Source organism: Blautia sp. MSJ-36, from assembly GCF_018917985.1.
In the GTDB taxonomy this organism is placed as follows: Bacteria; Bacillota; Clostridia; order Lachnospirales; family Lachnospiraceae; genus Blautia_A.
On the sequence record NZ_JAHLPQ010000034.1, the window covers coordinates 18,033 to 33,877 of the forward strand.

18 protein-coding genes and 1 pseudogene are annotated in these 15,845 nt (G+C 41.8%); all 19 read right to left on the reverse strand.

From position 1 onward, the window contains the following. Window positions 1-17: 17 nt before the first annotated feature. Window positions 18-884 carry a VirB6/TrbL-like conjugal transfer protein, CD1112 family gene (locus tag KQI39_RS15490; RefSeq protein ID WP_216419437.1) on the reverse strand — a complete coding sequence of 289 codons (867 nt, stop codon included), beginning with the start codon at window positions 882-884 and terminating at the stop codon, window positions 18-20. A gap of 23 nt (window positions 885-907) precedes the next feature. Further along, window positions 908-988 (reverse strand): annotated as a pseudogene (locus tag KQI39_RS15495) (Maff2 family mobile element protein); the annotation flags it as partial. A gap of 75 nt (window positions 989-1,063) precedes the next feature. Beyond that, window positions 1,064-2,767: a recombinase family protein gene (locus KQI39_RS15500; protein ID WP_216419439.1), complete on the reverse strand. Its 1,704-nt coding sequence runs from the start codon at window positions 2,765-2,767 to the stop codon at window positions 1,064-1,066. Window positions 2,768-2,793: 26 nt separating this feature from the next. Then, window positions 2,794-2,976 (reverse strand): hypothetical protein, encoded by a 183-nt coding sequence (locus KQI39_RS15505; RefSeq protein ID WP_117557738.1) that lies wholly within the window; start codon window positions 2,974-2,976, stop codon window positions 2,794-2,796. Between the two features lie 205 nt (window positions 2,977-3,181). Beyond that, entirely contained in the window at window positions 3,182-5,056 is a 1,875-nt protein-coding gene (locus KQI39_RS15510; RefSeq protein WP_173907444.1) for an AAA family ATPase, read from the reverse strand. A gap of 38 nt (window positions 5,057-5,094) precedes the next feature. Then, window positions 5,095-6,822, reverse strand: coding sequence for a MobQ family relaxase (gene mobQ / locus KQI39_RS15515; RefSeq protein ID WP_117557734.1), 1,728 nt, complete (start codon window positions 6,820-6,822; stop codon window positions 5,095-5,097). After that, the gene (locus KQI39_RS15520) at window positions 6,822-7,187 is read right to left on the reverse strand and encodes a DUF3847 domain-containing protein (protein ID WP_117557732.1); all 366 of its coding nucleotides are present in this window, start codon (window positions 7,185-7,187) and stop codon (window positions 6,822-6,824) included. Before KQI39_RS15520 ends, mobQ begins: the two co-directional genes overlap by 1 nt. A 190-nt stretch (window positions 7,188-7,377) precedes the next feature. Next, complete coding sequence (locus KQI39_RS15525; protein ID WP_055158449.1) at window positions 7,378-7,620, reverse strand: hypothetical protein; 243 nt, start codon at window positions 7,618-7,620, stop codon at window positions 7,378-7,380. Beyond that, a complete protein-coding gene (locus tag KQI39_RS15530) occupies window positions 7,608-8,174 on the reverse strand; it encodes a DUF3990 domain-containing protein (RefSeq protein WP_118700264.1) in 567 nt (188 codons plus the stop codon). The genes KQI39_RS15525 and KQI39_RS15530 overlap by 13 nt, the downstream gene beginning before the upstream one ends. Continuing rightward, a complete protein-coding gene (locus KQI39_RS15535) occupies window positions 8,167-8,391 on the reverse strand; it encodes a DUF3791 domain-containing protein (RefSeq protein ID WP_015553412.1) in 225 nt (74 codons plus the stop codon). Before KQI39_RS15535 ends, KQI39_RS15530 begins: the two co-directional genes overlap by 8 nt. 49 nt (window positions 8,392-8,440) lie before the next feature. Further along, the gene (locus tag KQI39_RS15540; RefSeq protein ID WP_021859523.1) at window positions 8,441-8,881 is read right to left on the reverse strand and encodes a helix-turn-helix domain-containing protein; all 441 of its coding nucleotides are present in this window, start codon (window positions 8,879-8,881) and stop codon (window positions 8,441-8,443) included. A gap of 136 nt (window positions 8,882-9,017) precedes the next feature. Further along, on the reverse strand, window positions 9,018-9,413 hold the full coding sequence (locus KQI39_RS15545) for a DUF6483 family protein (protein ID WP_216419442.1): 396 nt from the start codon (window positions 9,411-9,413) through the stop codon (window positions 9,018-9,020). Window positions 9,414-9,471: 58 nt separating this feature from the next. Beyond that, on the reverse strand, window positions 9,472-10,098 hold the full coding sequence (locus KQI39_RS15550; protein WP_117557726.1) for an alpha/beta fold hydrolase: 627 nt from the start codon (window positions 10,096-10,098) through the stop codon (window positions 9,472-9,474). Between the two features lie 273 nt (window positions 10,099-10,371). Further along, window positions 10,372-13,173, reverse strand: a complete 2,802-nt coding sequence (locus KQI39_RS15555; RefSeq protein ID WP_216419444.1) for a DNA methyltransferase — start codon at window positions 13,171-13,173, stop codon at window positions 10,372-10,374. 15 nt (window positions 13,174-13,188) lie between these two features. Beyond that, a complete protein-coding gene (locus tag KQI39_RS15560; RefSeq protein ID WP_195657242.1) occupies window positions 13,189-13,395 on the reverse strand; it encodes a helix-turn-helix domain-containing protein in 207 nt (68 codons plus the stop codon). A 146-nt stretch (window positions 13,396-13,541) separates the two neighbouring features. After that, window positions 13,542-13,952, reverse strand: coding sequence for a single-stranded DNA-binding protein (locus KQI39_RS15565; RefSeq protein WP_055307236.1), 411 nt, complete (start codon window positions 13,950-13,952; stop codon window positions 13,542-13,544). A 23-nt stretch (window positions 13,953-13,975) separates the two neighbouring features. Next, window positions 13,976-14,275, reverse strand: a complete 300-nt coding sequence (locus tag KQI39_RS15570) for a hypothetical protein (RefSeq protein WP_242858680.1) — start codon at window positions 14,273-14,275, stop codon at window positions 13,976-13,978. A gap of 686 nt (window positions 14,276-14,961) precedes the next feature. Beyond that, the gene (locus tag KQI39_RS15575; RefSeq protein WP_055307238.1) at window positions 14,962-15,243 is read right to left on the reverse strand and encodes a hypothetical protein; all 282 of its coding nucleotides are present in this window, start codon (window positions 15,241-15,243) and stop codon (window positions 14,962-14,964) included. A 14-nt stretch (window positions 15,244-15,257) separates the two neighbouring features. Next, window positions 15,258-15,605: a TnpV protein gene (locus KQI39_RS15580; protein WP_117557722.1), complete on the reverse strand. Its 348-nt coding sequence runs from the start codon at window positions 15,603-15,605 to the stop codon at window positions 15,258-15,260. Window positions 15,606-15,845: the final 240 nt, after the last annotated feature.

Genomic DNA, 15,845 nt, shown 5'->3' on the forward strand with positions numbered 1-15,845 from the left:
TTTCATCACCTCATTCCTTAGTGCGCTGCGAATACGCTCTTGGCAAGTCCTCCGGTTTTGAACAGTGTAAAGCAAAGAAGTACAGTGTAACCCAGAACACCCCAGATGCTCATAATAATGTCATCCGAGAATGCAATGCCCTGGATCAGAACTGCGTAAATGCCTACACAGATCATGATCAGGAATCCTTGGAAAACTAATGCAAACAGGGATCTGAGATAATTCTGACCGGTATGACTCTGTTCTCTGTTTCCAAATGTTGCAAATGGAATCGGAGCCAGACTGGTAACAAGATAAATCTCGATCATACGGCCATAGACAATAACAAAAATAACGGCAGACAAAGCTAGCATCGTTACCTGTACAACAAAGGTCTGCAGATACAATCCAAGAAGTGGTCCTAACTCCATCGCTTCCAGAGTTTCCTGCATCGCTTCCAGTGCTGCGGCGTCAATTGCGGTGCTTCCCTGTATAATTCCGCCACTCGATGAGATTACATGCTGTGCCACGTCAAAGACTGCCATGGTAATATTGAAGCAGTTGGTGATGAGCATGACAGCAACAAAAGTCTTAAACACCCATTTGAAGAAGATCCATGTTTCGAAGTTTGCCAGATTGTTATGGTCAATAATCATCTGAATCAGTTCATAACAAGCGATGAATGTCAATATAATGCCTGCTATTGGAACAATCACCGACTCGGAGATGTTTCGGATCATGGCAAAGACCGCCGGCGAAAAGCTCGCCGGGGTCATGCCAACATCGCCCGCAATCTCGCCAACCTGTGCGTTGACGGAATCAAACATCCCCGTCAGATTCCCCATAATGCCGCTGACCAGCATAGTTGTGAGCCATTCGGTGATCTGATCGAGTATGCTTTGCATGGGCTGTTACCTCCTGTCGTGAATTAACCGAAGAGACCGGAAAGAAGAGGTACCAGAGTGGTGCCGATGAGAGCCACACCGCCGCCAGCCATGAGCTGTTTTATGTCTTTTATGAGAAAATATTGGCTCGAAATGAGCCTTGAAAAGATTAAAATAGATTAAATTTTGATAGATTTTTCTTATTTATGGGAGCCGGAACCTCTTTCGATGGTTCCAAGCTCCGGTATTGGTTTTAAATTGAAATGAATTTCCATTGTGACCGTTTCAGGAGTTCGGCGGTAATTCTCTGTTCCGTCTTTCTCCTGTGGTTCTGAGATAACGATTTTACTGATCAGCCGGTTCAAAAGATTGGCATCCAGTTCTTTAATGTCCACATACTCGCTGATATCCTCGTTCCACTGCTGTGACTGTGCATCCAGTTTTTCTTCTGTATTCAGCACATTCTGGTTCTGGGAAAGTTCCTTTTTGATGTCTGCCTGCTCTTTCTGTGTCTTCTCCAACATCTTATCAAAAACAGATTCTGTAATCTTGTCATTGATCAGATCGTCATACAGTTTTGCAATCAACCGATCTAATGTCTCCAGGCGGTCTTTCTGTTTTGATACCAGCTTCTCCAGACTGTCTCTGTGTCCCTGTGTATCTTCTTCGCATAACTCCTTCACTCGATTTTCCAGTTCTGTTCCATCTCCGGTGACTGCTTTTGCACATTCCTGGATTCTGGTAAGAACTGCATCATACAAATCATCAGCGTCCACCCGGTGCTGGGTGCAGTGTGCTTTTCCCTTATGAATATAAGTGGAACAGGTATAAACTTCATGCTGATCTTTGGTATGCGTCTTCTTTAATGTTAATGCACCGCCACACTCTGCACAACGGAGTAAACCGGCAAACATACTGTATTCTCCCTGTTCTGTCTGGCGTTTCCTGCCTTTCATCTTCGCCTGCACCAGAGCAAATACATCCTGTGGAATGATTGCTTCATGGGTATCCCTGACTGTAATCCAATCCTCCGGTGCTTTATCTCCCTGATTGCCAATCTTAAAACGGTAGTACCGTTTCTGGGAAGCCATGTCTCCACAGTAAACGGGATTCATCAGCAGGGATTTCAGATAGGATTCATCCCATACATATTTCCCATTCTCCGGATCTTTCTTTTCCCATTTGGTGTAGTAAGTGCGAAGTCCCCGTTTCCTGTGCCACCAGGTAGGGCATGGAATCTGCTGGCGTTCCAGTTCTCTGGATATGAAGTTGATTCCATGACCATCCACCGCCCACTGAAAAATTTTCCGGACAATCGGTGCTGTCTCCTCATCAATCAGAAGATGTCCCTTTTCCTCCGGGTCTTTCTGATATCCCAATGGTGGAACAACGCCTGTAAACTTCCCCTTGGTTGCCTGCAGGTGGTAGGAAACATGAACTTTCTTGGAAATATCCCTGGAATACATCTCATTCAGCACGTTCTTGAACGGAGCAATCTCATTATCTCCGTCAAAGGTATCTACATTATCATACAATGCGATATACCTTACGCCATGCTTCGGGAAAAATTCCTCCATCAGAAATCCGGTCTGCACATGGTTACGTCCTAGACGGCTCTGATCCTTCGTGATCACAAGGTTTACCAGACCTGTCTCGCAGGCTTTGAGAAGTCTCTGCAAATCCGGGCGGTCAGTGTTCAGACCTGTATAACCGTCATCCTGAAAAACATCCACGACCTGCCATCCCTGCGACTGGCAATAATTCACAAGAATATCCCTCTGGTTGGAAATACTGGCACTCTCGCCTGTTAGCTCGTCATCCTTGGAAAGTCGGCAGTATACGCCAACTCTCCATGTTGCATTTCTGTCTGTATTGCTGTTTTGATTTATATATCTGTTGTTCATCTGATACCTCCGCTACTTTGCACATCCTACGCAGATTTCAGATTACTGAACTCATAATCATTATACTGCTTATCTTTCATTATTGCAAGTTTATCTTTTGTTTTCGTGTCACGTATTTTCTGTGCAATCACCTCGGCAAATACTTCTTTTGCGTCCTGATTACCGTCAAAATACACTTTGATATTGATGATTTTCTTCTTCGCTGCCATTGTAAAACCTCCATTTTTTGCAAAAAAAGAGCAGCTAATCCATTTTTCAGATTAACTGCCCAGACTGTTGGTTGCATTTTTTTATTTTCGTATGGATACCTACTGTTTTCGTTCGATTGCCTTGCACTGGCAGACGGCAGGCGGCAGATAGGGTATCTATAAAGACTGCCGTCCGCTCTCAAATCCTGCCGTCACCCATTTCTTTTTATTTTCTTAATCGAATGGTATTTTCCTGCTTTTCATTCATCTGATAATCCAGTTCTTCTTTCATCCGGCTTCTGGCTTCACGCATGGTTCTCTGGGAGATTCCCTGTACTTTTGCCTTTTCATCCAGTTCCCGGATTGTAACGGCATTTCCGTCTGCAAGAAGTTCATAAATCAGTTTCGTTCCCCGTTGCAGCTTTGTTTCTGTCGGCTTTCCTTCCTTTCCATCCAGAAGATCATCGGCAGAAATCTCATAAGCTCCCACCCATCGGAAGCCTTCTTCATCTCCAAGTTTAAATGCCATAGTCTCACCCGGAGGTGCAAGGGAACTTTTCTCATGGATCAGTACTCTTGTTGTCGGATCTTTCTTTACTTTTCCGATGAAAAGCAGGCTCCTCACTGCCGCCATGATGTCAATGGAACCAAGTCCCCGGTAGGTGCTCTGTGTCCCGGAAGATTTGTTCAGATGTCCGATCAGCACAATGGCACAGCCTGTCTGCTCTGCGATCATCCCTAGTTTCCGGAATACCGGACGAACTTCATTTGCCCGGTTCATATCCACATCTGCACCGATAAAAGCCTGTACTGGATCAATGATTAAAAGTCTGACCTGATTCTGACGGATAGCCTTTTCAATACGGTCATCGGATAATGTCAGTGCTTCCTCTGTATCATCAATGACCATAACCCGGCTCAGGTCGGCACCTGCTTCTACCAGTCTCGGCTTGATCGTATCTCCCATGCCATCTTCGGCGGTCTGATAGATCACATTGAAAGGTTCAATTTCTTCCATATTCGGGAAAGTCTTCCGGTTCGTGCAGGCTGCGGTCAGCATCATGGCAAAATAAGTTTTTCCCTCTCCCGGATTACCCTGAATAATTGTCAGCTTTCCAAATGGCAGATAGGGAAACCACAGCCATTCTACACTGGTCTGTTCAATATCTTCGTAACACAGCATCGGCACCAGTGCTTCCTTCTCCGGTGCTTTCATTGTAACTGTTTCTGCGATTGCTTTCTTCCTGTCTACATTTTTATCACAGAGGATTTCATTCCAGTCCTTTCGGGACGGTTTCAGACGGACGACACTGTATCCGTCCGGGATTTCTTCTGCCAGTTTCTCACAGGCTTCATTCCCTGCCCGGTCATTATCCAGACACAGGAATACAGAAGTAATCTGAGGGCGTTCAGAAAGAAAAGCCATCAGTGCCGCACTGGAAATGCCACCCAGACTCAGGTAGCTCCGCTTTTTCCAGTCTTTGGTAAATAATTGTATAAAAGAAAGCAAATCAATGGCTGCTTCAAACACAAACAACTGAGTATCCGTCCCTCTGTGACAGAATCCGCAAGATTTATCAGATCCAGCCACATCTCCCCTGTATTTTATTTCACTTGTTCCCCTGCAATGGGCATATCTAGGAATACCGTCTGCATCTCTACCAACAAACACCACATTATGGTGCTTCTTTTCTTCATAAACATCCCCACTGCTGATCCATTCCTCCACCAGATTCTTTTCAATCCCTCTGTTTTCTGTCAGATATCTGATGATTCTATCATTATTCTCCTCTTTCTCTGGTAAACGAAAGTCAGGGGACGGGGCGGGGCAGGTACTGTTCCTGCCTTCGCCTTCCTCCCCGATCAGCTTTTTAACTGCTTCCGGAAATGTAGCGTTGTAAAATTCCATCACAAAATCCACCGGATAGCCGCCCCTGCCCTGGCTGTGCCGGTACCACCGGTTTCCGGATACCGTTACACTGTCATGCTTTTTCCAGCGGTATTCCCTGCCACTTTTCACCAACTGTTCCCCCTGTGCGTTCAGAAAAGAAACAAGATTGGTCTGGTTGGCTCTTGTAATCTGTTCTTCTGTATACTGCATTTTTATCATCCTTTCCCATCTGTCCTGCTGACAGACTGTTATAAATTCATCTCATGGTTCCGTTTTTTCTTCACTGCCTGTTGTTTTGCATCACGCTCTGCACACTCTTTCTTCTTTTCATCCAGTTTTCTCAGAAGAGAAGTCTTCTTTTCTGGCTTCTGTTCCGACTGCTTCACCGGCTGTTGCTCTGCCTTCCCATTTTCTTCAAGAATACCTTCCGTCTGAACTCTATGAAATACCGGGAAATTCACCTGCTTCTCCCTTTTTTCTTCTGAACGCCCGGAAGTATCTGCTTCTGCCATTTCCCGGTCACGTCTGGCAATGTCCGCACAGCTCTGTACCTTTTTTACAAACGCAAGTTCCTCCTGATACGGCTGATTATCTGCTTTCAGCTCTTCGATCACCGCCTGGAGTTCTTCTTTCTCCCGTTTCCATCTGGCAGTAGGCACCTTTCCATTTTGATCCAGATGTTGTTTCAGTTCCCGTTCACATTTGCGGTAATAATTGATTTCTTTTTTGTGCTGCTGATAGTATTTCTCCCGTCTTTTCTGAAAATAGAAACGATTATACTCATCAATCAATGGCTGGTTTGTTTTGATTACCTCTGCCATCTTTTCCAGATTCTCCAGTTCCTTTAACTGTTTCCGCTTTTCAGAAATTTCTTTTTTGCTGACAGAAACAACACCGTTCAGTTCCTCAATCCGTTCCTGCAAGTCATCCATCGTCTCTATCTGATGGGTCTGAAGATAATTGATGGATTTTGAAAACTCCTGTAAATTGGAGAGATTCTTCCCTCTTCGTTTCATTTCCTCATAGAAATTTGGAAGTGACGGTCTGCCCTGTGTCTTCTTATCATAATAATCCTGCAAACTCTCCAGAAGTGTAGGGTTCTGCCTACGATCCAGCTCTGCTTTCATTTCCTCATAAGCTGTCTTCATCCACTGAATGGATTCTTTCAGGGAAATGAACATCTGGTTGAACTGCCGGATTGCCCGGTTCAATTCTCCAATAACTGTTTTGATTCCCTTTTTCTCCATTGCCCGGACTTCATATCCCTCATGGATGGTCGGGATCAGTTCAATCCCCTGTTCTTTGTAGGAACGGTGGTCGATTCTGGCTGCCATGTGACATTCCCGGAATTTCCCATTTACTTTCTCTGTCCATGCCCGCCGCCATTCTTTTAAAAGTTCGGGATCATTCCAACCGGTAGTAGAAACAGCATTGAACATATCTTTTCCTTTCGCGTCCTTCACCCGGTTTCCATCCTCATCAAGAATATATTCCCGTCTCTGTTTATTGCCCCAGATTCCTTCCTCTGTAAAAGGACGGATTGGGGCAAGCACATGGAAATGGGGATTATCCGGCTCTTCTTCATTATCCGATTTTCCCTCATGGACTGCCAGATCCACGATCATGCCACGTACCACAAACTGCTCCTGGCAGAATTCTTTCGCCAGTCTTATATTTTCCTCAAGTGTCAGTTCATTCTGCAGGGCAATGTCAAACGAATAGGCAAGCTGCGCCTTGTTGTTCCTTTCTACATGCTCCACCTCGTTCCAGAGTGTTTCCCTGTCTGTCATACGCTCCGGCACATACTCCGGTGTCAGAATTTCTGTAAATACCACGCCCGACTTGCTTGTATAGTCATGTATCTTATTGTAATAACCGTCATAAATCCTCTGCCCGGAAATATAGGCTGCGGAAGCAACCACCATCTGCCCTTTCCCTCTGGATACATGTCTTACTGAAAAATGATACAATGCCATTAACTGTCATCTCCCTTCTCTGTTTTTTTAACCGCTTCTGCAATCTGTTGTCGGTCTTTTTGTGACGCTGAGATATAAGTCTGCCGCACAATACTCTTGTTGTAACTGCTGTTCTGCAGCTGGTTCATTATATTCTGAACATCTTCCTGCTCCAGATCTCTGGACAACGGAAACGCTTTCTCAAACTCTGCCCCTTTGACAATCAGCCGGTGGGAACGTTCTCTGCGTTCCACCACCTTTTTCCTCTGCTCCAGAAGGTTTTTGTTGTGGATCGCAACTTCCAGTTCCTGTCTGCTCTTTTCCATATTTGCCTTTAATTCTTCCAGCGACATGGATTCGTATTTCGGATTTTTTACTCTGCCCACTCTGTCGTCCTCCTTCTTTTCTGTAAATAAAAAGAACCGGCTTATTCATAAATGCCGATTCCTGGGTATAAAAAAACTGAGGTCGTTGTCCTATGATTAGGAAATGCTGACCTCAGCGTTTTTGAAATATTTGGTTGTCACAACGATATAATAGCGGAAGTTTTTAACACCATCCGGATATACTATCATCTCAAATCTGATATCCGGATTTCTTTAACTCTTCCCTATACAATTCAGCTATATATGCCGGACCATTGCACCACAGCTTTGTGTTCTCATCATACAGTGCTTTTCCTGTCTTTGAACATAGAAAATCTGTCAATATCTCTTTTCTGTCCTTGCCCGTTTCTTCTGCAATCTCATCTGTCACCATAGTGATAAGAAGATCTATTGTATAATTCATTTTTTCCTTTGGAATTGTTACTTCAGCCATATCTTCTCACCTTTCACAAATTTCAGACACTTAATGGCGGCTTCTGTTTTGAAGCAATATTGATCTTTTAGTTTATTGGGCAACAACTGTCTGATGCAGAAATCGTCTGCCTCCTTATCGCCTGCTGTCCCGAAAGCCCCGGCAAGGTAAGCAGTAAGGGTAGCGTTTGTTGCATCATCCGCAATCTTTCCTGCAATGATATCATACCTCGCCATTTCACGTTCAACTTCGATAAACATTTTTTTCTTTCGATGAGCTGCAATGCAATGTAACCAGTCTACATCTGCATTTTCAAAAATATGCGTTTCAAGATTTCCTGAAAGGTTGAATTCAAAAGTTGAAATATATCCAAACTTCTGTCCCTCTTCAATTGTTCCGGTTGCGATTGCTTTGGCTATTGAGGTTCTTAGAAAACTTTCTGCCTGCTCCTTGGATGTAGTTAAATAAAATCCCTGCCCAAAATCTTTTCTCTTTGCACATTTGGCAAGATCTGGCTCTTTTACCTCACAATAGCTTCCATGATAGAGAACAAATCCATCTTTTAACTCAAGCACTAATCTCTATCCCCTTTCCTTGCAAAAATTCAGTAATATCTTCAAGCACAGCTTCATCGCCTTCACAATGAAAAATCCCATAACATTTTTCTATATATCCAAGAACATCAGCTTCTTTAAACAAGTGGATAATCTGTTCAACAGGTAAATGCCACTCTTCTGAAGCAAGCCGGATTAATCTTGTTTGCATGAAAGTAATCTCTGTTTTCTCACTCATAATGAATCCTCCTTAATTTCTTGGTCAATAAAACTGGAAGTTCGTAACTCTATTCTTCCAACATAATAGTCTCTTCGTGTGTCTGAACATCCTCTGTGGTCGGGTAAGCAGAAAAAAATGCAATATTCATAACTATAAGAATAATACATACAACGATGATTACTGCAAAGGCTATTCCTATCGTTTTCCATATTCTTTTACGTTGACGATTTCTGATTGCCATCTGTTCAGCAATATGTGCTAGTTGCTCTGCATAAGCATTCTGTTTTTCTTCTGTTGTTTGCACATCACTATCTACCTTGACTTCAAGCAACTGACTTGTTTGAACCTCTAATACATCTGCTAATTTTACAAATACTTCAGCATCTGGAACCGAATAGTTTTTCTCCCATTTTGAAATAGTCTGTCTTGTCACATGAAGTCTGTTGGCAACCTCTTCCTGTGTATATCCTTTTTTCTGTCGATAAGTTTTTATATTTTCACCAAGCATCTCTAGTTACTCCTTTCGTTTGATAAAACTATCATACTGATTAGCCATCAATACATCAAGCAACGCAAATTAACATTCATGCAACGCCCAATATTACAAGGATTCATTAAGTCCTCTATAAACTTGAATTTCTACATTACTCATCATCCTTAATCATATATAACAAATTATTATATCTTGACTGCACAAGTAATTGCTTAAAGCCAGAAAGCACTTCTTCTTTTGTATAATTGTTGTTAATCAAAAACTCACTATCTTTCTCACTAAGGTATTGATAGAAAAGAGCTGCCGCCATTACCTCATTTCTGTCTATATAATCAATGCTATCTAAAAGTATATTCTCTGCTTCGTTAATTTCCCCAGAATCAATCATATCAAGAAAATCTTTCAAATTTTTCCCTGATACTTCATATTTATTTTCTTTTTCAAGTTCAACAGAAACATACTTTTTCCCAAACATTAAAGAAAATAATACTCTTACCATTTCTTTTATCATTCGCATAATATAGTCTTTTTCGTCTGTGAAATACATTTTTCACCTCCATAACTGCCGATTTTTCGTTCTCTGCGACTTCCCGATAAATGGGAAGTTAATTGGTACTATCATAAAATCTTTGCAACACGATTGCCAACTCTTCCGGAGCTTCTATGTTTGCTTCATGACCTGTTTTCATAAGTTCATGGAAGTTGGAATTGTTCAAATAATGGCAAAGTTCTTTTGCAGTTTTTTTGTTTGCATTGTCCTTCTCTCCACAAACGATTAATACTGGACAAGACACCTTATGAAGTGAGTCGCTGAAATCTAATTCAGCCATCGTACCACATAGGTTAATAACATCTGCTTTTTTGAAGCCCATTTTATTGAATGCCGAATTCGGCATAAGATGAAACAACATATTCTGAACTTTTAATAATTTTTTTGGCATTTTATATTGTGCTGCAATTAATACGAGTGCCTTTACTTTATCCGGATGGTCTATCGCATAATTAAGTGTCAAAACAGCTCCCAGAGAAAGCCCACATAAGACAATTTCTTCATTCTCCTTGTCGCATTCTGATGAGAATGCTGAATATAATTCCTTATATGTAGCAGCTTTCCCTTCTAACATCTCTGATAAACTCAAACTGCGACTGCTTTTCGATACTTTCGTTTCTTTTATTACTCTATTCCAACTGTCTGGTTTTTGCCCTAGTCCATGCAAATATAAATACTTCATATATTGTCACCCTTCAAATTTATATTTCATGCTTTCTATCACTTTATATGTCTGTATCTGAAATATTCAGCCACAAACTTTATCGGGAATAGACACTTGTGCCGCAAGGGGAAACTCCCCTTGTACGAAATCTCTGATTTCGCTGTATTTTCCGGATTGAGATTTCTCAAGACCGGGAGCAGCACCGCAGGTCGCACGATACAGGCAAATGTAATTGCCTGTATAGAAGTGCGCTCTTAGCTTTGCTAAGAGATTTTTGCCGTATCCGGCGTGTTATCTTTTTTCGATTTCTTCTACTTTCTTCTGATAAAGTTTCATCAATTCTGCAACACAGGCAGCTTCGCTTTTATAGGCTTCACTGCCTTTTGTAAATCCGTATGCCTGCATGACAGCCATATCGTTCTGGTGATGTGCTTTTCGCAACTCCAGCGGCATGGTCAGTTCATCATAAAGATCTGCAAGGCTACTGTCTGGATATAATGCTCTTGCATCAAGAATTGCCTGTGCAGTCTGTTCGATTTTTTTCCGTTGCTGAGCGGTCGGCTCAGGCCATGGGAAGTTATTATAAACAATATTAGCAGAATACCTATAATCACTTTTCATTCTGCCACAAACAGCTCGCATCCATGCCATATGAATATTTGACGTTAATATTGCAAATTGATACATCGTTGCCTCTGGTATGATAAAGTTAAGATCTGTTGAGATTGTATTATAATCTAAAAATCCCATTGGTACATATCTTCTTCTCTCAGAACTTACTTTTGGCACAAGAATAAATGATGCAGGATTATTCAATTCCCTGAATAGCGTCGGTGTTTCTGCAAGTTTTCTTCTTCCTGCATCTGGCGAATTTTCTCTGTCCTGTTTACAAGCTTCTACCCGCTTAAGTACAAGCGGCATTTTTCTTAACTCTGCTGGTTTAACATCTACCAGCCATAAGCACCACCGCTCTTTATTGTTGATGAACTCAGTTGAACCAACTAATTTTTTAATATAAGGTTTGGCTTGTGGTTCTTTTCTTATAAATTCTTCATAGTCTTCTTTTTCAATAATCAGATTACCGCCATCTGCTGGTCTGTTTCCCGTCGTCATTTGTGGAACATTCCATAATGGCTTGCTGCGATTGCAGATAAATTCATTAGGTGCGTCCAACAAATACGCATTGACATTATTTACTTCTTTAAATCTTCCATCAACATAGATTCTGCGTTTTGCTTGATTTGGTGCAATGCTGAATCCAACAATCACACAATGTACATGCGCTTTCATATTGGCTTCGCTGTCCCACATAAATGTCCGGTGTGCAAAATCTATATGGATCCCAAATCGGTCATATAAAGGTTTCCAGACACCTGCCACCTGTTCTCCCTGCGTAATGGAATTAGTTGATACAAATGCTGTCCGTATAGTTGTTCCCTGCATAAACTGCGCAGCTTTAAAATACCAGCCCGCAACATAATCAATTTTCCCTGCTGTCTTATATGGCTTTCCTTTTTCATCCACGTAAACCGATAAAATATCATTTTTCTGTTCTTTGTTCTGTAGTGAATAACCCACAAACGGAGGATTTCCCATAATATACGAAACCTGATATTTTGGTACAACGCTCTCCCAGTCAATCTGTAAAGAATTGCCTTCCACAATAAACGCATTTGTCGTCAACGGCAGGAAATCCAGATTCATGTGAACGATGTCTTCCGTCTCTTTCATCATCTGTGATTCTGCAATCCACAATGCAGTCTTTGCAACTGTGACAGCAAAATCATTGATCTCGATTCCATAAAACTGATCAATAGAGACATGAATTGGTGAGGATTCATCAAATCCAAAAGTAATCTGTCCTCTCTGCAATTCTTTTATGACTTCATTTTCTAATCGGCGGATACTGATATATGTCTCTGTAAGAAAGTTTCCACTTCCAGATGCCGGATCAAGCCATCGGAGGTTTGACAACTTTTTCTGGAAGTCTCTCAGCTTTTTATCTTTTGTTCTCTGAACCGTTATCTGCTGAATTTCTTTCAATTCATTTTTCAGTTCATCCAGAAACAGCGGATCAATGACTTTATGAATATTTTCAATGCTGGTGTAGTGCATACCGCCGGAGCGTCTTGTCTCAGGATTCAGTGTACTCTCAAATACCGCACCAAATATAGTCGGACTAATTTCTGACCAGTCAAAATCTGCTGAGGCTTTTTCCAGTAAAAGGTTTCTGATTTCATCTGTAAACTGTGGAATTTCAATATCCTCATTTGCAAACAGCCCACCATTTACATATGGGAACTGTGCCAGAGATTCTTCCATGTATGGATCTCTGTCTTCTGGTTTTGTATCAAGCACCTGGAACAGCTCAATCACGGCTTTTCTCATGTGCCTTGTATCAAATTCTTCCAGATAGTCATGGAACATGCCATGCTGTCCAAAAATACCGGCATCCTCTGCATACAGGCAGAATACGATTCTGACACAAAGGATATTCAGACTTTTCATTGCCCGCTCTGTTGTCGAATCAACATATTGTTTTGCCAGTGCATCATACAAAAGCCCTACAATTTCACCTGCGGCAATGGAAACTTCCATTTCTTTCTGAAGATTTGTGTTTCCCTCGTCCACAAGGAACTGTAACCGATAATATTCTTTTTCCAGATCTTCCAACTGGATAATCTCCGGATCGCCACCCGGCTTTTCCATATCGTAAATATAAAATGACTGGAAATTACTGGTTACGATCCATCTTGGTCTTTTTGAATATGGCAATTCGGAAGAATATCTTTTTGCCTGTTCAAATGGTGTCAGCATAGAGCCGTCGGCCTGCCGGATAGCAGCCGTCAGGCTCTTATTTATACTTTTCTGTTCAATCATGACATGGGTTTTCTCAATATACCCATCAATAAAACTGGTGTGGTCAAGGTGTACCTGATCCTCAAAAGAAATAAACTGTGATATTTCCGTTACACCAAATACCGTTGTCAGAAGCTCCACCCAAAAGATCTGACTGTCGCCTTTTTCATATCCACGGTCTTTCCAGTTTTTTGCAAATGCTTTCGCCGCTGCTCTTTGCTGTGTATTTGTCATTGCAGCAACCTCCTGTTATTCATCCTCTGTAAATTCCATCATCTCATCAACAGTGCAGTCCAGCTTCTTGCATATCTTCTCAATCGTCTCCATTGATACATACTGATTTTTTCCCATCCGGGCAAGAATATTACCACTGATCCCAGTGAGGTACTGCATCTCTATCCGCTTCATATTTTTATCTATGAGCATTTTCCATAATCTGTTATAACTTACGCCCATAAGCTACCTCCATATTTCTCATTCAACCATATTTTGATTATATCACGTTTTCGTTAGGTTGAATACCTGTAATTTTTGATTTCTTCTTTAAAATGGAAAAGAGAATGCCCCGGCAAAGAGCAGCCTCTCCAACCATTTATCCCGGTTTAGTCAAATGGAACCTCTCCTTCCGGTGCTTCCATAAATCCGTCCTTATCTGTTTTCTGTGTTTCTGACGAATCTGCACCGGCACCGTTATCCTTGTTCTGAGCAAATTCATGTTCTTCCACAATCACATCTGTGGTGTAAATTGTTTTCCCGTCCTTATCCTTATAATTACCGGTGCTGATACGACCTCCGATCACAATTCTCGTTCCCTTGTGAAGATATTTCTGTGCAAACTCTGCACTCTTTCCAAATGTGACACAGGAAATAAAATCTGCTTCCTGTTCTCCGTCACGTTTATATCTTCTATTTACCGCAAGTGTATATCTTGCTACTGCCATATCATTATCTTTTCCGGCATATTTGATCTCCGGATTCTTTGTCAGTCTTCCCATTAAAATCACTTTATTCATAATCGCTACTGTCCTTTCCGCAGCTACGCTGCCATTGCATATTCTTCATCATCTGGTTCATTGTCCGGCATAAACATTGCACATGCGTCCGGTGGATTAGTATCATCCGGCGAAAACATTTTCCGAATCATTTCATATATGCTCGGATACCGATATGCGATTTCTTCTCTTGCGAGGAATCTGCATACCTTGTAAAGATTCTTTTTCATTTCTGCATCCGTTGCAAGCATAGCTGCCAGATGGATTCTTTCCTTTGTACAGTTCAGATTCGGGCATCCAAACCAGTGGATTATCTGCATTTCTTTCATTTTCAGTTCTGTCATAAACTGCTCCTTTCCAGGCATTTCGCCCTGTAAACATTGTTATCAGTTTCATTCGTCCGGCGGTCTGGCGTGCGTTTTCCTGTCATCTGCAGTCGTCTCAGACTGCCTCTGCCTGCATCAGCAGGCCACTGACCATAAGGCTTTGGTCAGCCGCCCATCATCGGGAGTGTCATTATGATTCCGCTCACTCTCTGTAAAAGAAAGGTCATGGCAGAACTCCTGGTAGACTTCCAGGGTGCACTTATCGGTTGTCAAGGTTCAGCGAAGGAACATTCCAAAACGTCCTCTGATTACTAAAGTCAAATGACTTGGCATGATGCAAAAAATTCGTGATATTTTTTTGCATTTTTATCATTTTTTCTTTTACTTTTGTTAGCTCCTTCACTTACTCTGTATTGGGAGAGATAAAAGCGGACATGATTTTGAAAAATTATGAAAAAATTTTGTTCCTCTACCTATAAAGCTTTTGAAAGTGTATTTACCAACCCCCTTTTGCAAGTTTTTTTCGCAAAAATGAACTATTCCCTCACTAATTGCAAGGTTCAGAGGGTGTTTGGACGGTACTTTCGCAGAAAAATTTATTTTTCTTACTAATCACACGTGGGGACTTGAAGAATGTCAGATGATTTTAAAAAAAACAAAAAAGAAGCACTGACCGTTACAGTCAGTGCTTGTAAGATGAATATTTAAATTTTACTGTCTTTCTCACACACCAGCCTTTCATAATCCAGAAATCCTCGGATATACATTTCTTTTGCCACAATCCCTTCCATGGCATTTTTCGCTGAAATAATTCTGTCCAATGCCTGCCACATCTCCTGTCCGGCATCTCTGAGGACTGGTTCCAGTATATCTATGTAATGATGAATTTCTGCTTCCAGAGAAAACATCTCTGGATCAGATTCAAGAAATCTTTCCAGTTCCTGCTGGTATTCTTCATAATAACTTTCAATCAATTCTCTTCTCATATCCGGAATCCCCCTTATATATAAATCAGTTCCTGCTTGATAATTTCAGCAGCCCGGTTGCGGATATTGTTGCAGTGGCGTACCCATTCCATAGGATTCTGTCTCTTCAGTTCCTCGGTAACTCCCTCCGCCCTTCGTATTTGAGCTTCAATCAGCTCAAAGCGTTCCTGTGCCTGTTCATTCAGATCTGCCAGGTAGCTGTCCAGTCTGGCGGTCAGAAGAAGATATGTATAAGTTCCAGATTTATGTTCTTTCAGATATTCCTTCCGAAACATTCCCCAACAGCCGATCGGTCTGGTTTCCTCCGGATAATAAAGATTCGGTAAATAGTAGTCTCCAACTTTTGTGTATTCGATTTTCATAGTGTTTTCCTTTCGCTTTTCATGAAATTGTCATGTTAAATGCGTAGGATGTGCGTTTTTCCTTTAAAATCTTTTCACATAGAAGACATTAAGTGTTTGATGCCCTGGCTCTTAGCACCGGATAGCGATAGGTAATCCTTTGAAGTTATCTCCGGATTTTCCCCCGCTCCACACCGTGCATGCGACTTTCACCGCACACGGCGCTCCATCGAATTCAGCCGTCCAGGGCTTTTAAACACA